This window comes from Streptomyces sp. NPDC006643 (assembly GCF_042870175.1).
Lineage (GTDB): Bacteria > Actinomycetota > Actinomycetes > Streptomycetales > Streptomycetaceae > Streptomyces.
In genome coordinates this window covers 1-25,238 of sequence record NZ_JBIAHA010000001.1, presented here as the reverse complement: position 1 = coordinate 25,238, position 25,238 = coordinate 1, and the positions used below count along the sequence as shown (strand labels likewise).

The window sequence follows — 25,238 nt, the reverse complement described above, 5'->3', positions numbered from 1 at the left end:
TCAGCGCCTCGGGGAGTGGGACACGACCCAGTCGGAGTTACGGAAGTGGGTGGAGACTCCGTTCCCCTTCTGCGAGGTGTCGGGCGGTCCGGAGCTGGGGAACACCGAGGGCACGACACCGCGCCCCAGTCGCTCCTCCCACACCGTCGCCCACTTGACGAGGTCCGGGAACGCCTCCCGCACCGCGGTGCGGTTGACGAAGTTGTACTTCCGGTGGATGAAGCCCTTCTGGAGGTCGTCGTCGCTGAGCTTCCCCGCGGCCTTCAGCTCGTCCCACTTCTGCCGGGCCGCGTCGACCATCACATCGGACGAGATCTGGAAGTCGCCGTCGCTGGGGCCGGTCGGCTTCCCGGTCTCGTCGGCCACGCCCAGCTTGTGCAGGGTGTCGAACGGGCGGCGTGCGGGGCGCTCGGAGGGAGGTGTGGAGCCCATCCACTCACGCAGCCGTTCCTGCGCCAGAGGCTGGCCGGCCAGTTCCTTCTCGGTGGGGAAGTCCTTGTGGCGGCCCGAGAAGAAGAAGGCCCACGATCCCTGGAGCCGTACGTCGTACTCCCCGGCTCGCTCGCAGCGGGCGCACAGGGCCTCGAACAGGGACGACGACATGGCCTTGAACTGCCGGGGTGTCGTGCCCAGCGGCGCCTGGTAGCGGCGCCACCAGTCGACCTGCTGCCGCGACAGTCCCAGGAACGCCAGGTCCCGGGACTGGATGCGGTATCCCGTGTCATCGTGCGGCCAGGCCCGGATTCCCTCGCGCTGGCTTCCCGGGACCCTGCCGTCAGAGTCGATGAGCCCCTTGGCCTGGGCCTCCTGGCGCCTCTTGACGAATCCGGGATCCTCCGCGGCGGCCGTGCCTGCCCGGAGAATCGGGCTCTGGACGGTCGTGGCGACCGGCCGAGCGGTTACCGAAGCCGCCGGAGCGACCGATGGACCCGACAGGACCAGCGCCGCCAGGGCGAGAACTCCGAGCCGTTGACGCGTGCGTGACACTCTCCACCTCCAACAAGAACGTTTCCCATGACCCGCACAGCCGCGAGTCATGACCGAGAGTTACGCATATGTCGGGATGTCTCCGGCAGGCACGCCGATGAGGGAGACCGGGAGCTGCCAGCGGGGCGTGGGTGAGGGAGGAGAGCCGTCACGGCCCGTCGTGGACCGGACAAGTCCCGGGCGGGGATGGGGAGGTGACGGGAGTTCACGCAGCGGCGTGGAGCCGGGCGCCACCCGTGCGCGGACCGCGCCGGGGGGCGTCCAGCGCCGGGCCTCAGTCCTGCGGTGCTTCGAGCCAGCCCTCGTACTCGGCCGCGAAGGCGTCCAGCGCCGTCGGGTCGAGCCGCGCCCGCGCGTCCTCGATCACGACCAGCCACTGCGCGTCCTCGGCGTCGTCCTCGCCGGCCAGGGCGTCCCGGACGAGCTGGGGCTCCTCCAGCACCCCGAAGCGGTCGGCGAGTTCGCCCGCCACCTCCTCGGCGGCGTCGCGGTCGGGCAGCACCAGTACATGTCGCACATCGCTCACCCGCTCATTCTCCCGTACGCGTGCGGGCACGCGGAGCGGTGTCGGTGGGCCGTGCGATGCTGGACGGCGATGGCCACCAGGAAGACTTCCCCCGACGATCCGCTCGCCCCTCTCACGCTCGCCGTGGGCCAGGAGGACCTGCTGCTGGACCGCGCCGTCCAGCAGGTCGTGGCGGCGGCCCGCGCCGCCGACCCGGACACGGACGTGCGCGACCTCTCCTCCGACCAGCTCCAGCCGGGCACCCTCGCCGAGCTGACGAGCCCGTCGCTGTTCGCCGAGCGCAAGGTCGTCGTCGTACGGAACGCGCACGACCTCGCCGCGGACACGATCAAGGACGTCAAGGCGTATCTCGACGCGCCGGCCGAGGAGATCACCCTCGTGCTGCTGCACGCGGGCGGACCCAAGGGCAAGGCCCTGCTGGACGCCGCCCGCAAGGCCGGCGCCCGTGAGGTCGTCTGCGCGAAGACGACCAAGCCGGCCGAGCGGCTCACCTTCGTACGGTCGGAGTTCCGGACGCTGGGCCGCTCGGCCACCCCCGAGGCGTGCCAGGCGCTGGTCGACTCGATCGGCAGCGATCTGCGGGAGCTGGCGAGCGCGGTGTCGCAGCTCGCCGCCGATGTCGAGGGGACGATCGACGACGCCGTCGTCGCCCGCTACTACACGGGCCGCGCCGAGGCCTCCAGTTTCACCGTCGCCGACCGGGCCGTGGAGGGCCGCGCCGCCGACGCGCTCGAAGCGCTGCGCTGGTCGCTGTCGACGGGCGTCGCGCCCGTACTGATCACCAGCGCCCTCGCGCAGGGCGTACGGGCCATCGGCAAGCTGTCGTCGGCGCGGGGCGGCCGGCCCGCCGATCTGGCCCGTGAGCTGGGCATGCCGCCGTGGAAGATCGACCGGGTCCGGCAGCAGATGCGGGGCTGGACCCCGGACGGTGTGGCGACGGCGCTGCGCGCGGTCGCGGAGGCCGACGAAGGCGTCAAGGGCGGCGGCGCGGACCCCGAGTACGCGCTGGAGAAGGCGGTCGTCTCGATCGCCCGCGCGGCGCGCGCCGGCCGCTGAGCCCGACCTGGCAGGGAATGCCGAAGGCCCCGGTGAGTACCGGGGCCTTCGTCGTCAAACCTGGTTGGACCCGCACCCGCGTGGCGAACGCAGTCGTGCGCGGATCCGTAAGACACCGGTCAGGAGCGGTAGAGAGGGCCCGCTGAGTCCGTTCCGGCGGTTCGAATCAAGAGTGAGCGAGAATTCGCTCAGGCCTGGAGGGCGGCAACCTTGGACGCCAGCGCCGACTTCTTGTTGGCGGCGGCGTTCTTGTGGATGACACCCTTCGAGGCGGCCTTGTCGAGCTTGCGCGACGCCTCACGGACGGCCACGTTGGCCTTCTCGACGTCACCGGCGACGACAGCCTCGCGGGCCTTGCGGATCGCGGTCTTGAGCGACGACTTGACGGCCTTGTTGCGCAGGCGCGCCTTCTCGTTGGTCTTGTTCCGCTTGATCTGGGACTTGATGTTCGCCACGAAATGCCTTTTCAGGTTCGATGATCTTTGAATGAGCGTCCACGCCGAGACGACAGCAGACACAGCCGCCCACGCTACCAGCCACTGTCCGACCGGCCCAAACCGGGCGCAGCCCCGTACCCGTGGGACGATGGAGCCTACGTATCGATCCGATGTGACCCGAGACGAGACGCCGCGCGTCTCAAGAATCAGGACCCTGCGTGCCCGCGACCCCTACCAACGTGCCCGAGCCGAGCCGTACGGACCCGGCACTGCTCCGTAACTTCTGCATCATCGCGCACATCGACCACGGCAAGTCGACACTCGCCGACCGGATGCTCCAGCTGACCGGGGTGGTCGACCAGCGGCAGATGCGCGCCCAGTATCTCGACCGGATGGACATCGAGCGCGAGCGCGGTATCACGATCAAGTCCCAGGCGGTCCGGCTGCCATGGGCCCCCAACGAGGGTCCTGACCAGGGCACCACCCATGTCCTGAACATGATCGACACACCGGGCCACGTGGACTTCACCTACGAGGTGTCCCGCTCGCTCGCCGCCTGCGAGGGCACGGTCCTGCTGGTGGACGCCGCCCAGGGCATCGAGGCGCAGACCCTCGCCAACCTCTATCTGGCGATGGAGAACGACCTCACCATCGTCCCGGTGCTCAACAAGATCGACCTGCCGGCCGCGCAGCCCGAGAAGTTCTCCGAGGAGCTGGCGAACCTGATCGGCTGCCAGCCCGAGGACGTCCTCAAGGTCTCCGCGAAGACCGGTGTCGGCGTCGATGTCCTGCTCGACCGGGTGGTCAAGGACGTGCCGCCGCCGGTGGGCGTCGCCGACGCCCCGGCGCGCGCCATGATCTTCGACTCGGTGTACGACTCCTACCGGGGTGTCGTCACCTATGTCCGTGTCATCGACGGCCAGCTCAACAAGCGCGAGCGCATCCGGATGATGTCGACCGGCGCCACCCACGAGCTGCTGGAGATCGGTGTCTCCTCGCCCGAGATGACCCCGGCCGACGGTCTCGGGGTCGGCGAGGTGGGCTACATCATCACCGGTGTGAAGGACGTCCGGCAGTCCAAGGTCGGTGACACGATCACGTCCCTCAACAAGGGCGCGACCGAGGCGCTGGGCGGCTACAAGGACCCCAAGCCGATGGTGTTCTCCGGCCTCTATCCGCTGGACGGCTCCGACTACCCCGAGCTGCGCGACGCCCTCGACAAGCTCCAGCTCAACGACGCGGCCCTGGTCTACGAGCCGGAGACCTCCGCGGCCCTCGGCTTCGGCTTCCGCGTCGGCTTCCTCGGCCTGCTGCACCTCGATGTGATCCGGGAGCGGCTGGAGCGCGAGTTCAACCTCGACCTGATCGCGACCGCGCCGAACGTGGTCTACCGGGTGGAGATGGAGGACGGCAAGGAGCACACCGTCACCAACCCGAGCGAGTTCCCCGAGGGGAAGATCGACTCGGTGCACGAGCCGGTCGTACGGGCCACGATCCTCGCGCCCAGCGAGTTCATCGGCTCCATCATGGAGCTGTGCCAGACCCGCCGCGGCACGCTCCTCGGCATGGACTACCTCTCCGCCGACCGGGTCGAGATCCGCTACACCCTCCCGCTCGCCGAGATCGTCTTCGACTTCTTCGACCAGCTGAAGTCCAAGACCCGCGGCTACGCGTCCCTGGACTACGAGCCCACCGGCGAGCAGAGCGCCCAGCTCGTCAAGGTCGACATCCTGCTGCACGGCGACAAGGTCGACGCCTTCTCCGCCATCACGCACCGGGACCAGGCGTACGCGTACGGTGTACGGCTCGTCGCCAAGCTCAGGGAACTCATCCCGCGCCAGGCCTTCGAGGTGCCCATCCAGGCGGCCATCGGATCGCGGGTCATCGCCCGCGAGACGATCCGCGCCATCCGTAAGGACGTCCTCGCCAAGTGCTACGGCGGTGACATCTCCCGGAAGCGCAAGCTGCTGGAGAAGCAGAAGGAGGGCAAGAAGCGGATGAAGATGGTCGGCAGCGTGGAGGTGCCGCAGGAGGCGTTCATCGCGGTGCTCTCCAGCGACGAGTCGTCGGGCAAGAAGAAATGACACGACCGTGTGGCACGGGGAAGTAGCGGGCGGATGACTCGCGAGTAGGAACGGTTCGGGTCCGTGCGCTTGAGGCGCGGGCCCGACCGTCGTTCACGGGTCCGGTTCGTTATGAAGCGGCTGCCCGCGTCCCCTTACGCACCGGGCGGGTGCGCTCTACTCTGATCACTGCTCGATGGTTACTCACCAGTTAAACAACAAACCAGTCGCGCAAGCTTTGCGGGGCCCGGAGGACGTCGTGAGCGACACAAAGACCTTGATCGAGAACCGGCCGCCGTCGGTGGCGGCCCTCTTCATTGAGCGCGTGGCGGCCACGCCGGACGCGGAGGCGTACCGCTATCCCGTTCCTCCCGCCACAGGTCAGGGCCCCGACGACTGGAAGTCCCTCAGCTGGGGCCAGGCCGCGGTCCGGGTGTACGCGGTGGCCGCCGGCCTCATGTCGCTCGGCGTACGGCCCGAGGAGCGCGTCGCGCTCGCCGCCGCCACCCGCGTCGAGTGGATCCTCTGCGACCTCGGTGTGATGTGCGCGGGCGCCGCGACCACGACCGTCTACCCCTCGACGAACGCCGAGGAGTGCGCGTACATCCTCGCCGACTCCGAGAGCCGCGTCCTGATCGCCGAGGACGGCGAACAGCTCGCCAAGGCGCGCGAGCGCCGCGCCGAGCTGCCGAACCTCGCCCATGTCGTGGTGATCGACGCGGCGGACGCGAAGCCCGCCGAGGGCGACCCGGACGGCTGGGTGCTCTCCCTCGCGGAGCTGGAGGAGCGCGGGACGAAGTACCTCCAGGAGCACCCCGAGGCCGTCAAGGAGCGGGTCGGCGAGATCACGTCCGACCAGCTCGCGACCCTCATCTACACCTCCGGCACCACCGGCCGCCCCAAGGGCGTACGGCTGCCGCACGACAACTGGTCGTACATGGCGAAGGCCATCGCGGGCACCGGGCTCCTCACCAAGGACGACATCCAGTACCTCTGGCTGCCGCTGGCACACGTCTTCGGCAAGGTGCTGACGTCCGGTCACATCGAGATCGGGCATGTCACCGCCGTCGACGGCCGTGTCGACAAGATCATCGAGAATCTGCCGGTGGTGCGCCCGACCTACATGGCGGCGGTGCCGCGCATCTTCGAGAAGGTCTACAACGGGGTCGCGGCCAAGGCACGGGCCGGCGGCGCCGCGAAGTACAAGATCTTCCAGTGGGCCGCGGCCGTCGCACGCGAGTACGCCAAGGTCAGCCAGGACAACTTCCGCCACACCGGCACCGCTTCGGTGCCCTTCGCCCTCTCCGCCAAGCACACCGTCGCCGACAAGCTCGTCTACGCCAAGCTCCGCGAGGCGTTCGGCGGCCGGCTGCGCGCCGCGATCTCCGGATCCGCCGCCCTCGCCCCCGAGATCGGCTTCTTCTTCGCCGGCGCCGGCATCCACATCCTGGAGGGCTACGGCCTCACCGAGTCCAGCGCCGCCAGCTTCGTCAACCCCGGCGAGGCGTACCGCACCGGCACCGTCGGCAAGCCGCTGCCCGGCTGCGAGGTCCGGATCGCCGACGACGGCGAGATCATGCTGCGCGGTCCCGGCATCATGGACGGCTACCACGGGCTGCCCGAGAAGACCGCCGAAGTCCTCGAATCCGACGGCTGGTTCCACACCGGCGACATCGGCGAGCTGTCGGTCGACGGCTATCTGCGGATCACCGACCGCAAGAAGGACCTGATCAAGACGTCCGGCGGCAAGTACATCGCGCCGGCCGAGGTCGAGGGCCAGTTCAAGGCCGTGTGCCCGTACGTCTCCAACATCCTCGTGCACGGCGCCGACCGGAACTTCTGCACCGCGCTCATCGCGCTGGACGAGCCGGCGCTGCTCGGCTGGGCCGCCGAGAACGGCATGGAGGGCGCCTCGTACGCGGACGTCGTCGCGTCACCGCGCACACGGGAGCTGATGGAGGGCTATGTGAACGAGCTGAACGCGGGCCTCCAGCGCTGGCAGACGATCAGGAAGTTCCGGCTGCTGCCGCGCGACCTGGACATCGAGCACGGTGAGCTGACGCCCAGTCTGAAGCTCAAGCGGCCGGTCGTGGAGCGCGAGTACAAGCATCTGCTGGACGAGATGTACGAGGGCGCGCGGGAGGCGTAGACACATCTACGCGTCGTGACGGAGTACGCGGGCGGAGCCGGCGGCCGGGAACTACGGCTGAGGGCTCCGCCCGTGTCGTAATTCCCGCAGTATGTTGTCGAGCCCGGTCACATGTGCCCGCATCTGCGCGGTTCCGGCGTCGTCGCCCTCGCCCCGGTCCTCGCCGAGCAGGGCCTCGATCGCGGAGAGCCGCCGGGCCATCTCGGCGAGCTGTACGTGGTCCTGCGCCAGCAGGGCCTCCAACTGGCGGTTCTTACGGTGCAGTTCGAGGAAGACCGTCACCTTGGCGCGCAGCACCCACGGGTCGAACGGCTTCGGGATGAAGTCGGCGGCGCCCGTCGCGTAACCGCGGAACGTGAAACCGCTGTCCGGGTCGTTCCCCGTGAGAAAGATGATCGGGACGTCCTTCGCCTGATCCAGCCGCTTGATGCCGGCGGCCGTGTCGAAGCCGTCCATGCCCGGCATCCGTACGTCCAGCAGGACCAGCGCGAACCGCTCGCGGCGCAGCGCCCGTATCGCCTCCTCGCCCGAACGGGCCCGCACCAGCGGGACGTTGAGCGAGGCGAGCACCGCTTCGAGCGCGAGAAGATTCTCCTCCATGTCGTCGACGAGAAGGATTCCCGCGCGGTCGGTGACCGGGGTGTCAGCGGGTGGGTCGGTGGGTATCTGGGTGCTCATCGTCGGTGGTGTCCGAGTACGTGAGGGCCGGGCTGGGGGGATCCGGGTGCGTAGTGTGTCGGGGGTGCGGCGACCGGGGAGGGGCCTCTGAGCTCCGTTCTTCGCCCACTTCTTCACCCAGTTCGATGACTCGACGCTTATGGGCACGCTCAGTCTGTCACTCTGTCGGGGTCGTAAGCGGCGCAACGAGAGAAACGACCAGGAGCCGCACGTGGGGCCTATAGGGGACCGTCGGAATCCGAATGATCCGGAAGTGCCGCCTCCGGCACGGAGCCGGACGTTCCGCAACGACGAGCGACGCACGGCTCGCACCAGCCTGCCGGGGAACCCGCTCGCCCCGTCCGCCGCGCGCCGGTTCGTACGCGCGGCGCTCGCCGAGTGGACCAGCCTCGGACTGCTCACCACCTGCGCCCTCTGCCAGGGCGACGAGGCCTGCCCGCCGGGCCGGCACAGCTCCGACGGGCTCGCCGACGACGCGGTGCTGATCGTCGACGAGCTGGTCACCAACGCCGTCGTCCACGCGGGCACCAACGTCGAACTGCTCTGCCGCCTCGAACCGGCCACCGGTGACCCGGAAGCCGTCAGATCCGACGACCCGTCCGCGGGACCGGCCCTCACCCCCTCCGACCAGGAGCCCGCCGCACTCGTCGTCGAGGTGTCCGACCACCACCCCGCCCGCTCCGTACGCAGCGACGCCCACGGCCCCGCGACCGACGGCTCCCCCGAGTACGGCCGGGGCCTCCAGCTCATCGCCGCCCTCGCGGAACGCTGGGGCATCACCTACCGCACCGGCCTCAAGACCGTCTGGGCACGTCTCCCGCTCGACGGACCGACCGCCGAGGTCCCGGCCGGCAACGCCGCCGACGGAGCCATGGCGGTCAACGGCGTCGTCGGCGAACCCGCCCTGCGCCGTGGCCTGCGCGCCGCCGAGATCCTCGCCGCCGCACCGCGCGGCATGCCCCGCGAGGACCCCGACTGGATCAGCCGCGGCGCCCTCTCCTTCCTCGCCGAAGCCTCCGACCTGCTGGCCGGACAGCTCGACGAGGACCTGGTCGCCGCCCTCGCCGGCCAACTGCTCGTCCCCCGGCTCGCCGACTGGTGCGCGATCTGGCTCGACGGCGAAGAGGCACACGGCCGGACGGGCGCGCCCCGCCTCGCCCGCGTCTGGCACTCCGACGAGTCCCGCATCGAGCTGCTGCGCGCCCTCCTTGAGAAGGAGCCGCCACGGCTGCTCGACACCCAGCGCGGACAGGACGGCGCCGGGGGCGGCACCGGCGGCCGTAACGTTCCTGTGCCCGTCCCCTGGCCCGGCTCGGGCCAGACCGGCGCGCACGACGGCGCGGCCGTCGCCTGCCGGCTCGTCGCCAACGGCCGCCCCCTCGGCACCCTCGTCCTCGGCCGGCGCCGGCTCGCCCGGATGCCCGACGAAGTGACCGCGCTCATCGAGGACTTCGCCCGCCGCGTCGCCCTCGCCATCGGCGCCGCCCGCCGCTACACCCGGCAGGTCACCATCAGCCGGGTCCTGCAACGCAGCCTGCTGCCCAGCCAGGTCGCCCGGATCCCCGGAGTTGAGAGCCACCTCGTCTACGAGCCCGCCGACGACGGCGTGGTCGGCGGCGACTTCTACGACGTCTTCCCCGCGCCGCCCGGCGGGCGCTGGTGCTTCATGCTCGGCGACGTCCAGGGCAGCGGCCCCGAGGCCGCCGTCGTCACCGGCCTCGCCCGGCCCTGGCTGCGGCTCCTCGCCCGCGAGGGGTACGGCGTCGGCGAAGTGCTCGACCGCCTCAACCGGCTCCTGCTCGACGACGCCATGGAAGCCGCCGAGGCCGCCGCGCTGATGGTCGCCGTCGCCGGCGGACAGGACCTGTCGGGCGGCGACGGCGCGCTCCCCGGCCTCAGCGACCTGGGCGCCCTCAGTGAGATCGGCGACATGGAGAAGAGCCTCGGCGACGGCGGCCGGGGCGGCGGTCTCGCCGACGGCGGCCAGTCACGCTTCCTGTCCCTCCTCTACGGCGAACTGGCCCCGCTCCCCGGCACCGCCGGCGGCGCCCGCTGCACCCTGGCGAGCGCGGGCCACCCGCTGCCGCTGCTCCTGAAACCGGACGGGACGGTACGCGTGGCAGCCGAGCCGCAGCTGCTCCTCGGGGTCGACGAGAACGTCGCGTACGAGAGCCTGAGCTTCGACCTGGAGTCCGGGGACACCCTCCTGTGCGTCACCGACGGCGTCACCGAGCGCCGCTCCGGCCGGCTGCTCCTCGACGACGACGACGGTCTCGCCGCGATCCTCGCGGGCTGCACCGGCCTGAACGCCCAGGGCGTCGCCGAGCGGATCAGACGGGCCGTGCACGACTACGACCCGAGCCCGCCCTCGGACGACCTGGCGCTGCTGGTGCTGCGCGCGGAGTAGCTTCCTCCGGCGGTGCGGGACACTGGGGTCATGCCTTCCGCCCTGCCCGACGGTGAACCCATGCCCGAGTCCGGTGCGCTGCCCGCGTACGCCCTCCAGGGCGCGGCGGACCGGCCGCTCGGCTTCTATCTGCACGTGCCGTACTGCGCCACCCGCTGCGGCTACTGCGACTTCAACACCTACACCGCGACGGAGCTGCGCGGCTCGGGCGGTGTACTGGCCTCCCGCGACAACTACGCCGACACCCTGACCGACGAGATCCGGCTCGCCCGCAAGGTCCTCGGCGACGACACCAGGCCCGTCCGCACGGTCTTCGTCGGCGGCGGTACGCCCACGCTGCTGGCCGCGGCCGACCTCGTACGGATGCTGGGCGCCGTACGCGAGGAGTTCGGCCTCGCCGACGACGCCGAGATCACCACCGAGGCGAACCCGGAGTCCGTCGGCCCCGCGTACCTCGCGGAGCTGCGCGCGGGCGGCTTCAACCGGATCTCCTTCGGCATGCAGAGCGCGAAGCAGCACGTCCTGAAGGTGCTCGACCGCACGCATACCCCGGGGCGGCCCGAGGAGTGCGTCGCGGAGGCCCGCGCGGCCGGGTTCGACCATGTGAACCTCGACCTGATCTACGGCACGCCCGGCGAGAGCGACGACGACTGGCGCGCGTCCCTGGCGGCGGCGGTGGGGGCGGGGCCGGACCATGTGTCGGCGTACGCGCTGATCGTCGAGGAGGGCACGGGGCTGGCGCGCCGTATCCGCCGGGGCGAGGTCCCCATGACGGACGACGACGAGCACGCCGACCGCTATCTGATCGCGGACGAGACGCTGGCCGCGGCGGGCTTCTCCTGGTACGAGGTCTCCAATTGGGCCACCACGCCGGCCGGCCGGTGCCTGCACAACGAGCTGTACTGGCGCGGTGCGGACTGGTGGGGCGCGGGGCCGGGCGCGCACAGCCATGTGGGCGGGGTCCGCTGGTGGAACGTGAAGCACCCCGGCGCGTACGCGGCGGCGCTCGCGTCCGGCCGCTCACCGGGCGCGGGCCGCGAACTCCTCACGGCGGAGGACCGGCGCGTGGAGCGGATCCTGCTGGAGCTGCGGCTGTCGGAGGGCGTGGAACTGTCCCTGCTGCGCCCTGCGGGCCTGGCCGCCGCCGGGCGGGCACTGGGGGAGGGGCTGCTGTCGGAGGGCCCGTACGGGGAGGGCCGGGCGGTGCTGACGCTGCGGGGGCGGTTGCTGGCGGACGCGGTGGTGCGGGATCTGGTGGACTGAGGGGGTTCGTGTACCGGGTCCGCCGGGGTCCGCGCCTGCGGGTCGGGTTTGTCCTCAGGCGCCGGACGGGCTGGGTGGGTTGTGCTGGTGTCCGGGTCCACCCGCAGGCCGGTGGGTGGGTTCGTCCTCAGGCGCCGGACGGGCTGGGTGGGTTGCGGCCGGTGTCCGGGTGCCGCTCCGGGGTCATGGCCGGACGGCGTGACTTACGCCGCGTGCACGGTTCGTTGGACCCGACGACCCAACTTGTCCACGCGGCACAAGTCAGCCTGAGTGTCCGACCACGACCCCTGCGCGTCCCCCTCCCAACCCGCGGGTGGGGGGCGGGGACCCGCAACACGCTGCCCGGCAGGCAACCCACCCCGGCAAGACGGGTGTCATGGCCGCACGTCCAGGCTCAGCCCACCCCTCCCCGGGGTTTGTGGGGACGTCGTGGCGGTGTGAGGGGGGCGGGGTCGCAGGAGGGGGGTGTCCGGACACTCAGGCTGACTTGTGTCGCGTGAACAAGGAGGCCTCATCGGGTCCAACGAGCCTTGCACGCGGCGTAAGTCACGCCGTCCGGACACCCCCCTCCGAAGACCCCGCACCCCGACCGTCAACCGACAACCGCAACCCGCAACCAACCCCCGGGCGAACCCCAAAACAGCTCAGCGCTCAGCGTCCGGTTCCGTCACGAAGTCGATCAGTTCCTCCACCCGCCCCAGCAGCGACGGCTCCAGGTCGCGGAACGTGTGGACCGAGGACAGGATCCGCTGCCACGCCGCACCGGTGTTTTCCGGCCAGCCCAGCGCCCGGCACACCCCCGTCTTCCAGTCCTGGCCGCGCGGCACCGTCGGCCACGCCGGGATGCCCACCGACGACGGCTTCACCGCCTCCCACACGTCGATGTACGGGTGGCCCACGATCAGTACGTCCGCCCCCGTCACCTGCTCGGCGAGCCGCGACTCCTTGGAGCCCGGCACCAGGTGGTCGACCAGGACGCCGAGGCGCGCGTCCGGCGCCGGGGCGAAATCGGCGACGATCGCCGGGAGGTCGTCGATGCCCTCCAGGTACTCCACGACCACGCCCTCGATACGGAGGTCGTCGCCCCAGACCCGTTCGACCAGCTCCGCGTCGTGCCGCCCCTCCACATAGATGCGGCCCGCACGGGCCACCCGTGCTCGCGCGCCCGGGACGGCGACCGAGCCGGAGGCCGTACGGGTGGGCCTGACCGGGCCGGCGGCGGTGGGGCGGATCAGGGTCACGACCCGGCCCTCCAGCAGGAACCCCCGCTCCACCAGCGGGAACACCCGGTGCTTGCCGAAGCGGTCCTCCAGCGTGACCGTCGGGCCCTGCGCCGTCTTCTCGCAGCGGATCACCGCTCCGCAGAAGCCCGTCGACACCTCCTCGACCACCAGATCCGGTTCGGCGGGCACCTCGGGCACCGGCTTCGAACGCTTCCACGGCGGGGTGAGGTCGGGGCTGTAACTGCGCATCCGCAGACGATAACGGGGCCCCGCGCTACGCCGTGCCGAAACGCGCGGCCAGCGCCCCGCGCTGGGCCCGTACGAACGCCGCGTCGACCACCGCGCCGTGGCCGGGAACGTACACCGCGTCCTCGCCGCCGAGGGCCAGCAGCCGGTCCAGCGCGGCCGGCCAGCGCGTGGGGATCGCGTCGTCGCCGGCCTGCGGTTCGCCCGACTCCTCGACCAGGTCGCCGCAGAAGACGACCTCGCGGTCGCCCGGGACGAACAGCGCGAGATCGTGCCCGGAGTGTCCGGGGCCGACATTGGCGAGAAGTACCTGCCGGCCGCCGAGGTCGAGCGTCCACTCGCCGGTCACCGGGTGGTGCGGCACGACAAGCGCGTCCACCGCGGAGGCGGCCTCCGGGGCGGGTACGCCATGCCGTACGGCCGAGGTGAGCAGGCTCTCGCGGGCGCGCAGCAGCAGCTCCCGGAGGCCGACCGCGCCGTAGACCCGCGTGCCCGAGAAGGCCGCCGTACCGAGGACGTGGTCGAAGTGGGGGTGACTGAGCGCGATATGGCTGACGCGCCGCCCGCTCAGCGCCTGGGCCTGCGCCCGGATCTCCGCGCCCTCACGGAGCGTGGAGCCCGTGTCGTACAGAAGGACGGCTTCCTCGCCGACGACGAGGCCGACCGTCGCATCCCAGCCAGGCAGCCGCCGTCTGCCGACTCCCGGGGCGATCCGTTCCCAGCCGTGCTCTTCCCAACGGACGTTCATACGGCGACGCTATCGGTGGGGCGGGCGGTACCGCGCGCGGTAGCGTGTCCGGTCGGCCTTGCTAGGGGCGTACCTCACGGCCGTACACTGGCCCGGGGAATGCTGGCACTCCTACGCATCGAGTGCCAAGCCGGATCCGAGGAACCAGAGCTGGAGGTGTGCGCGATGCTGAGCGAACGCAGGCTTGAGGTGCTGCGCGCCATCGTCCAGGACTATGTCGGCACCGAGGAGCCCGTCGGCTCCAAGGCGTTGACCGAGCGGCACAAGCTCGGTGTCTCCCCGGCCACTGTCCGTAACGACATGGCGGTCCTGGAGGACGAGGGCTTCATCGCCCAGCCCCACACGAGTGCGGGGCGTATTCCGACGGACAAGGGTTACCGGCTCTTCGTGGACCGACTGGCGGGCGTGAAGCCCCTGTCGGCGCCGGAGCGCAGGGCCATCCAGAACTTTCTCGACAGCGCCGTCGACCTGGACGACGTGGTGGGCCGTACGGTGCGGCTGCTCGCGCAGCTGACCCGGCAGGTCGCGGTCGTGCAGTACCCCTCGCTGACCCGCTCGACGGTGCGGCATGTGGAACTGCTCTCGCTGGCTCCCGCGCGGCTGATGCTGGTGCTGATCACCGACACCGGCCGGGTCGAGCAGCGCATGATCGACTGTCCGGTCCCGTTCGGCGATACGTCGCTGGCGGATCTGCGGGCCCGGCTCAACGCCCGGGTCGTGGGGCGCCGGTTCTCCGATGTGCCGCTGCTGGTGCAGGAGTTGCCCGAGTCCTTCGACATGGAGGACCGGGCCACGGTGACCACGGTCCTCGCGACGCTGCTGGAGACGCTGGTCGAGGAGACCGAGGAACGGCTGATGATCGGCGGCACCGCCAATCTGACGCGCTTCGGGCACGACTTCCCCCTGACGATCCGGCCGGTGCTGGAGGCACTTGAGGAGCAGGTCGTGCTCCTCAGGCTGCTCGGCGAGGCCGAGGACTCGGGCATGACCGTACGAATCGGGCATGAGAACGCCCACGAGGGCCTCAACTCCACGTCCGTCGTCGCGGTCGGCTACGGTTCGGGCGACGAGGCAGTCGCCAAACTCGGCGTGGTCGGACCGACCCGCATGGACTACCCCGGAACGATGGGAGCGGTACGCGCAGTGGCACGTTACGTCGGACAGATCCTGGCGGAGTCGTAAGTGGCCACGGACTACTACGCCGTACTCGGCGTACGCCGCGACGCATCACAGGACGAGATCAAGAAGGCATTCCGCAGACTCGCCCGCGAGCTGCACCCGGATGTCAATCCCGATCCGAAGACGCAGGAGCGCTTCAAGGAGATCAACGCCGCCTACGAGGTGCTGTCGGACCCGCAGAAGAAGCAGGTCTACGACCTCGGCGGCGACCCGCTGTCACAGGCGGGCGGCGCGGCAGGCGGTTTCGGGGCGGGTGGCTTCGGCAACTTCTCCGACATCATGGACGCGTTCTTCGGGACGTCGCAGCAACGCGGGCCGAGGTCGCGGACGCGGCGCGGCCAGGACGCGATGATCCGGCTGGAGATCGACCTCAACGAGGCGGCCTTCGGTACGACGAAGGACATCCAGGTCGACACGGCGGTCGTCTGTACGACCTGCTCGGGCGAGGGCGCCGCACCCGGCACCTCCGCGCAGACCTGCGACATGTGCCGCGGTCGCGGCGAGGTCTCGCAGGTCACGCGGTCCTTCCTGGGCCAGGTCATGACCTCGCGGCCGTGCCCGCAGTGCCAGGGCTTCGGTACGGTCGTGCCGACCCCCTGCCCCGAGTGCGCGGGCGACGGCCGTATCCGGTCGCGCCGCACGCTGACCGTCAAGATCCCGGCGGGCGTCGACAACGGCACCCGTATCCAGCTCTCCGGTGAGGGCGAGGTCGGGCCCGGCGGCGGTCCGGCGGGCGATCTGTACGTCGAGATCCACGAGTCGCCGCACGCGGTGTTCCAGCGGCGCGGTGACGATCTGCACTGCACGGTCACCATCCCGATGACCGCCGCCGCCCTGGGCACACAGTGTCCGCTGGAGACGCTGGACGGGGTCGAGGACATCGACGTCCGGCCGGGCACCCAGTCGGGCCAGTCGATCCCGCTCCACGGCCGCGGCATCACGCATCTGCGGGGTGGCGGCCGGGGCGACCTGATCGTCCATGTCGAGGTCATGACCCCGTCGAAACTCGACCCGGAGCAGGAGCGGTTGCTGCGAGAGCTGGCGAAGCTCAGGGGCGAGGAGCGGCCCACCGGCCAGTTTCAACCGGGGCAGCAGGGGCTTTTCTCCCGGCTGAAGGACGCGTTCAACGGCCGCTAGGCCCAGTTGCCGGTTCTCGGGTGGCGTGGTTGGCCCGGAAGCACGCCAACCACGCCACCTGACGGCGAACCGGCACCGGCGCCTGTGGGGCGACATGGCACCATGCGTGCATGTCCTCCGTGTTGACCGACATCTGCCGGTATCCGATCGTGCAGGCTCCCATGGCCGGCGGCGCGTCCTGCCCGCAGTTGGTCGCGGCCGTCGGTGACGCCGGGGCGCTGGGTTTCCTCGCCGCCGGGTACAAGACCGCCGACGGGATGTACGAAGAGGTCAAACAGCTCCGGGGGCTCACCGGCGCGGCGTTCGGCATCAATCTGTTCATGCCGCAGCCGCACCACGACGACCGCGCCGCCGTGGAGGTCTACCGCGAACAGCTCGCCGGTGAGTCGACCTGGTACGAGACTCCGCTCGGCGACCCGGAGGCGGGCCGTGACGACGGGTACGAGGCCAAGCTCGCCATACTCCTCGACGATCCCGTCCCGGTCGTGTCGTTCACCTTCGGCTGTCCCACGCCCACCGTCCTGGACGCCTTCACCCGCGTGGGCACCCTGACGATCGTGACGGTGACCACACCCGAGGAGGCCCAGACCGCCCAGTGGTCGGGCGCCGACGTCGTCTGCGTGCAGGGCGTCGAGGCAGGCGGTCACCAGGGCACGCACCGCGACGATCCCGCCACCGACGGGGCGGGCATCGGGCTGCTGTCCCTCGTCGCGCAGGTACGGGACTCCGTACGGCTGCCGGTCATCGCGACCGGCGGGCTGATGCGCGGCGCCCAGATCGCCGCCGTGCTGGCCGCGGGCGCCGACGCCGCGCAGTTCGGCACCGCGTTCCTCGTCTGCCCCGAGTCCGGCGCCCACGCCCTGCACAAGCACGCCATGACCAACCCGCTGTTCACCCGCACCGAACTCACCCGCGCGTTCACCGGGCGGCCGGCGCGCGGGCTCGTCAACCGCTTCATGCGTGAACACGGCCCCTACGCCCCGCCCGCGTACCCGGAGGTGCACCATCTCACCGCCGGACTGCGCAGGGCCGCCGCCAAGGTCGGCGACCCCCAGGGCATGGCCCTGTGGGCCGGCCAGGGCCACCGGATGGCCCGCGGCCTGCCCGCCGGAGAGCTCGTGGAAGTCCTCGCCGACGAACTTGAGGCCGCCCGCGCCTCGTTGACCCCGGGAAACGCCTCATGACCGCACCTGTCTTCGTCGTCGACGCCACCGTCGGACTGCGGCCGGGCATCGTCACACTCGACGGACCCGAGGGCCGCCACGCCGTCTCCGTAAGGAGGCTGCGCGTCGGGGAGGAGATCGTCCTGACCGACGGCGCGGGCACCGGCGCCCACGGCACCGTCGCCGCCGTCCACGGCAAGGACCGGCTGGACGTGGAGGTCACCGGCGTACGTACGGAAGGCCCGGCCGCGCCACGTATCACCGTCGTCCAGGCACTCCCCAAGGGCGACCGGGGCGAGGTGGCCGTCGAGACGATGACCGAGACCGGCGTCGACGCGATCGTGCCCTGGCAGGCCGCGCGCTGCGTCACGCAGTGGAGGGGCGAGCGGGGCGCCAAGTCCCTGGCCAAATGGCGCGCCACCGCCCGCGAGGCGGGCAAGCAGTCGCGCAGGCTCCGCTTCCCCGAGGTCGCCGAGGCGGCGTCCTCCAAAGAGGTCGCGGCGCTGCTGGCATCGGCCGACCTCGCCGCCGTCCTGCACGAGGAGGGCAGCGAGCCGCTGGCCACCGCCCAACTCCCCGGCGCCGGAAGCATCGTGCTCGTCGTCGGACCCGAGGGCGGCGTCTCCCCGGACGAACTGGCGCTGTTCGCGGAGGCCGGGGCCGCGCCGTACCGGCTCGGCCGCACGGTCCTGCGCACCTCCACCGCCGGCACGGCCGCCTGCGCGCTGCTGCTGGGCCGTACCGGCCGCTGGTCCTGATCGCGAGGCTTCGGCGGCCGGATAGCATGCCTTCGTACGGAAGTGACCAGGGGCGACCGGCCGACCGATGAGGAGACCCGGACCATGGCGGGAGAACGACAGGCCGACTGCCTGTTCTGCAAGATCGTCGCCGGGGAGGTGCCCGCCACCGTCGTACGCGAGACGGACACCACCGTGGCCTTCAGGGACATCAACCCGCAGGCCCCCACGCATGTGCTGGTGATCCCCAAGGTCCACTACCCGGACGCGGCCACCCTCGCCGCCGCCGAGCCGGGGATCGCCGCCGACATCCTGCGCGAGTCCGCCGAGGTCGCCGCCGAGGACAAGACCGTGGGCAGCGGCTACCGGATCGTCTTCAACACCGGCAGCGGCGCCGGTCAGACCGTCTTCCACGCGCACGCCCATGTCCTTGGTGGACGCGGCCTCAACTGGCCCCCCGGCTAGGCCGTGTCCGTACGGGAACTCGTCGTCCTGGGCACCGCCAGCCAGGTGCCCACCCGGCACCGCAACCACAACGGCTATCTGCTGCGCTGGGACGGCGAGGGCATCCTCTTCGACCCAGGGGACGGCACCCAGCGTCAGATGGTGCGCGCGGGCGTCGCCGCGTACGACATCAACCGGATCTGCGTCACGCACTTCCACGGCGACCACTCGCTCGGTCTCGCCGGGGTGATCCAGCGCATCAATCTGGACCGCGTCCCGCACGAGGTCACCGCGCACTACCCGGCGAGCGGACACGTCTTCTTCAGGAGGCTGCGGTACGCGACGGCGTACCGCGAGACCGTCGGGATCACCGAGGCGCCCGTCGACGCAGACGGCGTGCTCGCCCGGACCGACTCGTACACCCTCCGGGCCCACAAGCTCTCGCACCCCGTCGAGTCCTACGGCTACCGGATCACCGCGCCCGACGGACGCCGGATGCTCCCCGAACGCCTCGCCGCGCACGGCATCGAGGGGCCCGACGTGGGGCGTCTCCAGCGGGACGGCGAACTGCGCGGGGTGACGCTCGCCGATGTCAGCGAGGAACGCAGGGGCCAGCGCTTCGCGTTCGTCATGGACACCCGGCTCTGCGACGGGGTGCACGCGCTGGCCGACGGCTGCGACCTGCTGGTCATCGAGTCGACCTTCCTCAACGAGGACGCCCGACTGGCCGCCGACCACGGTCATCTGACCGCCGGTCAGGCGGGCGCGGTGGCGAAGGAGGCCGGGGTACGGCACCTCGTGCTGACGCACTTCTCGCAGCGTTACAGCGACCCCGCCGAGTTCGAACGGCAGGCGCGGGCGGCCGGTTACGACGGTGAGCTGACCGTCGCCGCCGACCTCGTCCGCGTACCGCTGCCCAAGCGCTCCGGCTGATCCGGCCGATCCGGCCTGGGCCCCCGCCGTTCTCCCGAACGGCGGGGGCCGTCGCCGGTCAGGACCGGGCGGTCGCCGGTCTCCACGCGCCGAGCAGCTCGGCCGCCGCCTCGCGGGTACGGCGCGAGGCGTCGGACGTGAGCGCGGTCAGCGACTCGACCGCCCTGTCCGCGCCCGCCGGAGGGCCGCCGTACTCCCGTACGTACCCGCCGAGGCGCACCACCGCCTGGTAGCGGACGGCCTCCTCCGGGTCGTCCAGATGCGCCACGAAGCGCGCCCCGTCCGCCGCGTCCGGGTCGTCCAGCAGTGACAGCGCCACCGCCCGGACCTCGGCCCCCGCCGACGGCCCGTCCAGCAACCGCCTTATCGACGGCAGGACTTCGGGATAGGGGGCCAGCGCGCGACCGGCCTGCCAGCTCACCTGGGGGTCGGTCACCAGACAGTCCATCAGCGCCCCCGCCGCCCTGTCGCGGTCCGGGCGACGCAGCCGGTGCCGGCCCAGATGGGCCAGGCCGTTCAACGCCCCCGCCCGGACCCGTACGTCCTCGTCCCGCAGGAGCGGCAGGAGGAGATCGAGGTCCCCCCGGTCGCCCAGCTCACCGACGGCACCGGCCGCCGCCGCGCGCAGTTGGGGGTGGCAGGGCCACCGCGTGAGGACGGATCTCAGCAGCCGGGCGGCGGCCGACGTACCCATGCCGGCCAGCGCGTCCACGACGGTCGGGCCCAGTTCGGGATGGTCGATCCAGCGCCGTGCCGCGGGCAGGGCGCGGTGTTCGCCCATCGACCCCAGGGCCGCGAGGAGCGACCGCGCGACATCCGGGTCCTGTTCGTCGTCCAGCCGTGCCAGCAGCAGATCGGCCGTTCCGCGTCTCTTGGCGGAGCCCAGTCTGCGCACCACCGCCCGGCGCACCTCCGGGGACGGATCACGCAGACCCTCGACCAGCGAGTCCCACAGCCGCCGCGTGTCGCGGGCGGGCAGCATGTCGAGCGCGCGGGCACGGGCCGCACCGGAGCCGTGGCGCGCCGAGCGGAGAACTTCCGCCCCGACGTCGCTGTCAGCCAGCCGCGGCCACACCAGCATTCGCGCGTTCCCCCAGATCATGGGCTCGGGGTCGCCCAGGAGCCGGACCATCGCCTCGATGTCGCCGAGCGTGTCCAGCCGCCTCAGGGCGAGGAGCGCGTTGAGCCGCAGATGCCAGTCCTCGTCCCGCAGCAGGCGCGTGAACGCCTCGGTGACGGCCGGGCCGGTCAGCCGGAGCCGGTCGGCGGCGAGCGAGGCCCGGCGCCGTACGCGCGGGTCGGCGTCCCGCATCAGCCGGATCAATAAGTCGAGGGTGTCGGTCTCGGTGTCGGCGCCGAAGCTCGTGCCGGTCGCGGCGCCCGTGCCGGTTTCGACACCGTCGGCGTGCCCGGCGGGAGCGCCGAGGCGGCCGAGGCCGAGCGCGGCGGCGGCGCGGACCGAGGGATCCGGATCTCCGCCCGCCGTGACGAGCGCCGAGGCGTGCCCCGCCCTCCCGGCCCTCCCGGTACGGCCGAGCCCCTTGGCCGCCGCCGCCCGCCGCCACGGCTGCGGGGCCGACAACTCCCGCAGGAAAAAGGCGATCTGATGTTCGTTGCTCATGTTGCCCCCCTTTCAGTGTGAGACCCGCGGCGGACGCCGGGGTTGCCCCGCCGGCGACGTACACCGGCACGCATCCGGCGCTGCCGGAGGGGGCACCGACCTGTCCCGACCGCCTGGCGCGCTCCTGACGTCGAATGTCAGTGGCATCGGGCACACTGTCCGGACCGTTAGCCGATCCGGGAGCGCGACCGTGACCCCACGTGAAGGAACGCCGCAGGAGCACATCGCCCATGTCGACCCGCTGGGCGCCCTGCGCTCCCCGGACGACCCGGACTGCGACGTCTACCTGACCGGCACGGTCTTCCTGGACATCATCTTCACCGGCCTCGCCAGCGCCCCCGTGCGCGGCACCGAATCCTGGGCCAGGGGCATGGGTTCCAGCCCGGGCGGCATCGCCAACATGGCCTCCGCGCTGGCCCGGCTCGGCCTGCGTACGTCGCTCGCGGCGGCCTTCGGCGACGACCACTACGGGGAGTACTGCTGGGACGCCCTTGAGCAGGGCGAGGGCATCGACCTGTCCGGCTCCCGCACCGTCCCCGGCTGGCACTCGCCGGTCACCGTCTCCATGGCGTACGAGGGCGAGCGCACGATGGTCTCGCACGGCCACGAGGCCCCGCCGCCCGAGGGCGCCCTGCCCGAGTGCCCGCCGCGCGCGCGTGCCGCCGTCGCCGCGCTCACGCCGGGGCGCAGCGACGGATGGATCGCCCGCGCCGCCCGGCACGGGGCACGGGTCTTCGCCGACGTGGGCTGGGACGACACCGGCCGCTGGGACCTGGCGAGCCTGCCCGACCTGGCGCACTGCGAGGCGTTCCTGCCCAACGCGGAGGAGGCCATGCGCTACACCCGTACCGAGTGCCCGAGGGCCGCCGCGCGGGCGCTCGCCGAGCTGGTGCCGCTGGTGGTCGTGACCCTCGGCGCGGAGGGCGCGTACGCGGTGGACAGCGCCACCGGCGCCACCGCCGAGGTGCCCGCCATCGATGTGGAGGCGCTCGATCCGACGGGCGCGGGCGATGTGTTCGTCGCCGGGTTCGTCACCGGCACCCTGGCCGGCTGGCCGCTCGCCGACCGGCTCGCCTTCTCCGGACTCACGGCGGCCCTGTCCGTCCAGGAGTTCGGCGGATCGCTGTCGGCGCCCGGCTGGGCGGAGGTCGCCGCGTGGTGGAACTACGTCCAGGAGTCCTCCGACCAGGATCCGGCGGCGCTGCGCCGATACGCCTTCCTGGCGGGGCTGTTGCCCGCGCCGACCCGGCCGTGGCCGCTGCGCAGGGCCGTACCGACGATCGGCTTCGGCCGCTCCGGCTGACCCCGCATCTCCCCTCGATCCCCTCTCGATCCCCCTTCCCGTCACTGTCGGTCGCCGCTGCGCGGTCTATTGACTTGCCGCACAGCACCTGTAAACATCCGAGGTGTTGAGAAGACAACGTTGTCAATCGGGAGGGGTCAACATGTCTGGATTCGGCACCCGCTGGCGAACGGCGGTGGGGACAACGGTGGGTACGGTCGCGGCGGCGGTGGTGGCGGGCCTGCTGGGGGCTCCCGTCGCCAGTGCCGCACCGCCTCTGGTCTCGGACCCCACCGTGTATGTCAATCCGATGGTGGGCACGACGACTTCGGGAATGACATTCCCCGGGGCGTCGATGCCTTTCGGCATGGTGCAGAACAGCCCCGACACGAATGTCGGAAACGCGGCCTACAACTACGACGCGACCACGCTGACCGGATTCAGTCAGGTGCATCTCTCCGGTATCGGCTGTCCCGCGGGCAGTTGGATACGGGTGATGCCGACCGTGGGTGATGTGACCGACACCTCCCTGTCGGCGAACATGTCGAAATTCAGTCATGACACCGAGGTGGCGAAGCCGGGTTACTACGGAGTCACGCTCGAAAAGAACAACATCCGGGCCGAGTTGACGTCGACCACCCGCACCGGTGTGGACCGGTTCACCTATGACAAGGGTGCCCAGGACCGCAAACTGATCGTCAATGTGACGGACGTGTGGGGCCAGACGTTCGCCAGTGACGTGAAGGTGGTCGGGAACAAGATCCAGGGCTCCGTGACGAGCGGATCGTTCTGCGGGCCCGACCGGCCCAGCCGTTACACCCTGCACTTCAGCATGACCCTGTCCGAGCCGATCGCCGGCGTCGCCACCTGGAACCGCGGCGAGAAGGTCCCGGTCGCCGGGCGTACGGCGGCCACCGGCGGCGCCGTGATCTCCTTCGCGCCCGGCGGCAAGGCCCCGGTCGTCACCCACACCGGCGTCTCCTACACCTCGGTCGAGGGCGCGGAGAAGAACCGCGTCGCCGAACTCTCCACCGGGTCCGGAAGCAAGCTGAAGTCCTTCGACACGGTGCGCGCCGACGCCCACAGGGCGTGGCAGAAGCAGCTGCGGAGCGTACGGGTCTCCAGCGACTCGAACGACGACCTGAAGACCTTCTACACCGAGCTGTACCACAGCCTGCTGCACCCGTCGGTCGCACAGGACGTGGACGGCACCTATCAGGGCTTCGACGGAAAGAAGCACAAGGTCGCACCGGGCGACGACTATTACCAGATGCTGTCCATGTGGGACACCTACCGGTCCCAGAACCAGCTGGTCGCGCTGCTCGAACCCAAACGCGCGACGGACATCGCCCGGTCGATCCTGGCGATCTACGAACAGGGCGGCTGGGTACCGCGCTGGTCCCTCGGCCAGGCCGAGACGAATGCCACCAGCGGTGACCCCGTCACCCCGTTCGTGGTCACCCTCTATTCGCGCGGTCTGCTCGACGACGAACTCGCCGAGAAGCTGTTCGCCGCACTGTGGAAGAACGTCAACGAAGTGCCGCCGCCCGCCACCAACATCAAGGCGCGTGAATTCAACCCGCAGTATCTGGCGAAGGGTTACATTCCCGCCGAGCTGAGCGCGAACGAGGCGGCGTCGATCGGCCTGGAATACTCCCTCGCGGACTGCGCGCTCGGCACAATGGCGATCGGTCTGAAGAAGTACGAGGAGGCGGACCAACTCCGGCCGCGCTGCGACGAATTCGCGCACATCTGGAATCCGGACATCGAATCCAAGGGCTACACCGGATTCCCGCACGTCCGCGCCGCCGACGGCAGTTTCGTACCGACGGACGCCGTCGTGAACGGCAAGGGCTTCAAGGAGGGCACCGCCTGGCAGTACCAGTGGCTCGGCCAGCAGCACCCCGAGGCCCTGTTCGCGCTGATGGGCGGCGCCGACGAGGCCGAGAAGCGGCTCGACACATTCTTCACCTTCCCGGCGATCGAGGACGACGTCGCGACTGCCGCGTCCAAGCATTGGGTGACAGGGCCCATCGACTACAACGGCCACTTCGAGTTCAACCCGAACAACGAGCCCGACTTCCACGCCCCGTGGATGTACGCGTGGACGGACAGCCCCTGGAAGACGTCCGCGGTCACCCGCGCCCAGCGGGCGCTCTACACCGACACCTACAACGGCGTTCCCGGCAACGACGACCTCGGTGCCAGCTCGGCGATGGCCGCGTTCGCGATGCTGGGCTTCTTCGAGGCCCAGCCCGGCTCCGGCAATTACGTCTTCTCCGCGCCGATGTTCCCGAAGGCCGTGATCACGCGGCCCGACGGCACCCGGCTGACCCTGAACGCCCCCGGCGCGAAGGCGTCGACGATCCAGTACATCGACACGCTGACCGTCGCCGGTGAGAAGACCGCCCGCAGCTGGATCTCGGAGCACGACCTGCTCTCCGCCGGCACGGTGAACTTCAAGCTCACCACCGACGGCGCCAGCAGCCGGTGGGGTCGCGGGGTGCGGAACCAGCCGCCCGCCATGCTGGGCGCGCAGGAGATTCCGGCCGCGACGTCCGCGGTGAAGCTCAAGGCATCGGACGACTCGCAGCGGTACGGCACCAACGACCCGGTCAGGCTCACCGCCCGGGTGACCCTGGACCCGCAGGCGCGGCCGGCCGGGACCGTGGTCTTCCGGTCGGGCGGGCAGAAGCTCTCCACCGCGCCCGTGCGGTCCGGCAGGGCGACGTACACCCTGGAGTCCGACACCACGGTCGGTAACCGCACGTTCACGGCCGAGTACGTCCCGGCCGATGGCGAGCGGGCGACCGGCTCCACCAGCGACCCGGTCGTGGTGAAGGTCAGGCGGCGCTGAGGTGCCCGGCGGGGGGGGGGGGGGGGGCCCCCCCCCCCCCCCGCCGGGCCCCCCCCCCCCCCCCCCCCCCCCCCCCCCCCCCCCCCCCCCCCCCCCCCCCCC

The 25,238-nt window shown here is 71.2% G+C and carries 20 protein-coding genes; 13 read left to right on the top strand and 7 right to left on the bottom strand.

Annotation, left to right across the window (positions count from 1 at the left end; all coding sequences use genetic code 11):
- A complete protein-coding gene (locus tag ACFYNU_RS00100) occupies window positions 1–987 on the bottom strand; it encodes a hypothetical protein (protein ID WP_356592791.1) in 987 nt (328 codons plus the stop codon).
- 274 nt (window positions 988–1,261) lie between these two features.
- Window positions 1,262–1,513, bottom strand: coding sequence for a hypothetical protein (locus tag ACFYNU_RS00095; RefSeq protein ID WP_356592789.1), 252 nt, complete (start codon window positions 1,511–1,513; stop codon window positions 1,262–1,264).
- A gap of 69 nt (window positions 1,514–1,582) precedes the next feature.
- Between ACFYNU_RS00095 and holA the strand changes: the two genes are divergently transcribed.
- A complete protein-coding gene (holA, locus tag ACFYNU_RS00090) occupies window positions 1,583–2,569 on the top strand; it encodes a DNA polymerase III subunit delta (RefSeq protein WP_356592787.1) in 987 nt (328 codons plus the stop codon).
- A gap of 188 nt (window positions 2,570–2,757) precedes the next feature.
- Here the strand turns inward: holA and rpsT are convergent, their stop codons facing one another.
- Window positions 2,758–3,024: a 30S ribosomal protein S20 gene (rpsT, locus tag ACFYNU_RS00085; RefSeq protein ID WP_356592785.1), complete on the bottom strand. Its 267-nt coding sequence runs from the start codon at window positions 3,022–3,024 to the stop codon at window positions 2,758–2,760.
- A gap of 200 nt (window positions 3,025–3,224) precedes the next feature.
- Here rpsT and lepA point away from each other — a divergent pair, with 200 nt between their 5' ends.
- Together lepA and ACFYNU_RS00075 are read left to right on the top strand one after the other, a co-directional pair.
- The gene (gene lepA, locus ACFYNU_RS00080; protein WP_356592783.1) at window positions 3,225–5,090 is read left to right on the top strand and encodes a translation elongation factor 4; all 1,866 of its coding nucleotides are present in this window, start codon (window positions 3,225–3,227) and stop codon (window positions 5,088–5,090) included.
- Window positions 5,091–5,328: 238 nt separating this feature from the next.
- Window positions 5,329–7,218: a long-chain fatty acid--CoA ligase gene (locus ACFYNU_RS00075; RefSeq protein ID WP_356592781.1), complete on the top strand. Its 1,890-nt coding sequence runs from the start codon at window positions 5,329–5,331 to the stop codon at window positions 7,216–7,218.
- Window positions 7,219–7,269: 51 nt separating this feature from the next.
- Here ACFYNU_RS00075 and ACFYNU_RS00070 read toward each other — a convergent pair whose 3' ends face one another.
- Entirely contained in the window at window positions 7,270–7,896 is a 627-nt protein-coding gene (locus ACFYNU_RS00070) for a response regulator (RefSeq protein ID WP_356592779.1), read from the bottom strand.
- A 253-nt stretch (window positions 7,897–8,149) separates the two neighbouring features.
- Here ACFYNU_RS00070 and ACFYNU_RS00065 point away from each other — a divergent pair, with 253 nt between their 5' ends.
- Together ACFYNU_RS00065 and hemW are read left to right on the top strand one after the other, a co-directional pair.
- A complete protein-coding gene (locus ACFYNU_RS00065) occupies window positions 8,150–10,303 on the top strand; it encodes a SpoIIE family protein phosphatase (protein WP_356592777.1) in 2,154 nt (717 codons plus the stop codon).
- 30 nt (window positions 10,304–10,333) lie between these two features.
- Window positions 10,334–11,566: a radical SAM family heme chaperone HemW gene (gene hemW, locus ACFYNU_RS00060; protein WP_356592775.1), complete on the top strand. Its 1,233-nt coding sequence runs from the start codon at window positions 10,334–10,336 to the stop codon at window positions 11,564–11,566.
- A 644-nt stretch (window positions 11,567–12,210) separates the two neighbouring features.
- Here hemW and ACFYNU_RS00055 read toward each other — a convergent pair.
- Together ACFYNU_RS00055 and ACFYNU_RS00050 are read right to left on the bottom strand one after the other, a co-directional pair.
- Window positions 12,211–13,038, bottom strand: coding sequence for a DUF3097 domain-containing protein (locus tag ACFYNU_RS00055; RefSeq protein ID WP_356592773.1), 828 nt, complete (start codon window positions 13,036–13,038; stop codon window positions 12,211–12,213).
- Window positions 13,039–13,063: 25 nt separating this feature from the next.
- Complete coding sequence (locus ACFYNU_RS00050) at window positions 13,064–13,783, bottom strand: MBL fold metallo-hydrolase (RefSeq protein WP_356592771.1); 720 nt, start codon at window positions 13,781–13,783, stop codon at window positions 13,064–13,066.
- Between the two features lie 165 nt (window positions 13,784–13,948).
- On the opposite strand from ACFYNU_RS00050, the gene hrcA reads away from it, so the two are divergent.
- The 6 genes from hrcA to ACFYNU_RS00020 all read left to right on the top strand — a co-directional run bounded on the left by hrcA (window position 13,949) and on the right by ACFYNU_RS00020 (window position 19,376).
- The gene (gene hrcA / locus ACFYNU_RS00045) at window positions 13,949–14,965 is read left to right on the top strand and encodes a heat-inducible transcriptional repressor HrcA (RefSeq protein WP_356592927.1); all 1,017 of its coding nucleotides are present in this window, start codon (window positions 13,949–13,951) and stop codon (window positions 14,963–14,965) included.
- Complete coding sequence (dnaJ, locus tag ACFYNU_RS00040; protein ID WP_356592769.1) at window positions 14,966–16,099, top strand: molecular chaperone DnaJ; 1,134 nt, start codon at window positions 14,966–14,968, stop codon at window positions 16,097–16,099. It abuts the gene before it with no gap.
- Window positions 16,100–16,209: 110 nt separating this feature from the next.
- The gene (locus ACFYNU_RS00035) at window positions 16,210–17,283 is read left to right on the top strand and encodes a nitronate monooxygenase (RefSeq protein ID WP_356592767.1); all 1,074 of its coding nucleotides are present in this window, start codon (window positions 16,210–16,212) and stop codon (window positions 17,281–17,283) included.
- Window positions 17,280–18,020, top strand: coding sequence for a 16S rRNA (uracil(1498)-N(3))-methyltransferase (locus tag ACFYNU_RS00030; RefSeq protein WP_356592765.1), 741 nt, complete (start codon window positions 17,280–17,282; stop codon window positions 18,018–18,020). The genes ACFYNU_RS00035 and ACFYNU_RS00030 overlap by 4 nt, the downstream gene beginning before the upstream one ends.
- 84 nt (window positions 18,021–18,104) lie before the next feature.
- Window positions 18,105–18,464: a histidine triad nucleotide-binding protein gene (locus ACFYNU_RS00025; protein WP_356592763.1), complete on the top strand. Its 360-nt coding sequence runs from the start codon at window positions 18,105–18,107 to the stop codon at window positions 18,462–18,464.
- A gap of 3 nt (window positions 18,465–18,467) precedes the next feature.
- A complete protein-coding gene (locus ACFYNU_RS00020; RefSeq protein ID WP_356592761.1) occupies window positions 18,468–19,376 on the top strand; it encodes a ribonuclease Z in 909 nt (302 codons plus the stop codon).
- 58 nt (window positions 19,377–19,434) lie between these two features.
- On the opposite strand, the gene ACFYNU_RS00015 is transcribed toward ACFYNU_RS00020, so the two are convergent.
- The gene (locus ACFYNU_RS00015; protein ID WP_356592759.1) at window positions 19,435–20,997 is read right to left on the bottom strand and encodes a HEAT repeat domain-containing protein; all 1,563 of its coding nucleotides are present in this window, start codon (window positions 20,995–20,997) and stop codon (window positions 19,435–19,437) included.
- Window positions 20,998–21,187: 190 nt separating this feature from the next.
- Here ACFYNU_RS00015 and ACFYNU_RS00010 point away from each other — a divergent pair, with 190 nt between their 5' ends.
- Together ACFYNU_RS00010 and ACFYNU_RS00005 are read left to right on the top strand one after the other, a co-directional pair.
- Window positions 21,188–22,300: a PfkB family carbohydrate kinase gene (locus ACFYNU_RS00010; RefSeq protein ID WP_356592757.1), complete on the top strand. Its 1,113-nt coding sequence runs from the start codon at window positions 21,188–21,190 to the stop codon at window positions 22,298–22,300.
- A 142-nt stretch (window positions 22,301–22,442) separates the two neighbouring features.
- The gene (locus ACFYNU_RS00005; RefSeq protein WP_356592755.1) at window positions 22,443–25,136 is read left to right on the top strand and encodes a GH92 family glycosyl hydrolase; all 2,694 of its coding nucleotides are present in this window, start codon (window positions 22,443–22,445) and stop codon (window positions 25,134–25,136) included.
- Window positions 25,137–25,238 lie beyond the last annotated feature (102 nt).

What these genes read in the sequence shown, in the direction of transcription:
- holA (WP_356592787.1), top strand. Translation starts at nt 1,583, where the DNA reads ATGGCCACCAGGAAGACTTCCCCCGACGATCCGCTCGCCCCTCTCACG.
- ACFYNU_RS00070 (WP_356592779.1), bottom strand. Translation starts at nt 7,896, where the DNA reads ATGAGCACCCAGATACCCACCGACCCACCCGCTGACACCCCGGTCACC.
- hemW (WP_356592775.1), top strand. Translation starts at nt 10,334, where the DNA reads ATGCCTTCCGCCCTGCCCGACGGTGAACCCATGCCCGAGTCCGGTGCG.
- ACFYNU_RS00055 (WP_356592773.1), bottom strand. Translation starts at nt 13,038, where the DNA reads ATGCGCAGTTACAGCCCCGACCTCACCCCGCCGTGGAAGCGTTCGAAG.
- ACFYNU_RS00050 (WP_356592771.1), bottom strand. Translation starts at nt 13,783, where the DNA reads ATGAACGTCCGTTGGGAAGAGCACGGCTGGGAACGGATCGCCCCGGGA.
- hrcA (WP_356592927.1), top strand. Translation starts at nt 13,949, where the DNA reads ATGCTGAGCGAACGCAGGCTTGAGGTGCTGCGCGCCATCGTCCAGGAC.
- ACFYNU_RS00035 (WP_356592767.1), top strand. Translation starts at nt 16,210, where the DNA reads ATGTCCTCCGTGTTGACCGACATCTGCCGGTATCCGATCGTGCAGGCT.
- ACFYNU_RS00030 (WP_356592765.1), top strand. Translation starts at nt 17,280, where the DNA reads ATGACCGCACCTGTCTTCGTCGTCGACGCCACCGTCGGACTGCGGCCG.
- ACFYNU_RS00025 (WP_356592763.1), top strand. Translation starts at nt 18,105, where the DNA reads ATGGCGGGAGAACGACAGGCCGACTGCCTGTTCTGCAAGATCGTCGCC.
- ACFYNU_RS00015 (WP_356592759.1), bottom strand. Translation starts at nt 20,997, where the DNA reads ATGAGCAACGAACATCAGATCGCCTTTTTCCTGCGGGAGTTGTCGGCC.
- ACFYNU_RS00005 (WP_356592755.1), top strand. Translation starts at nt 22,443, where the DNA reads ATGTCTGGATTCGGCACCCGCTGGCGAACGGCGGTGGGGACAACGGTG.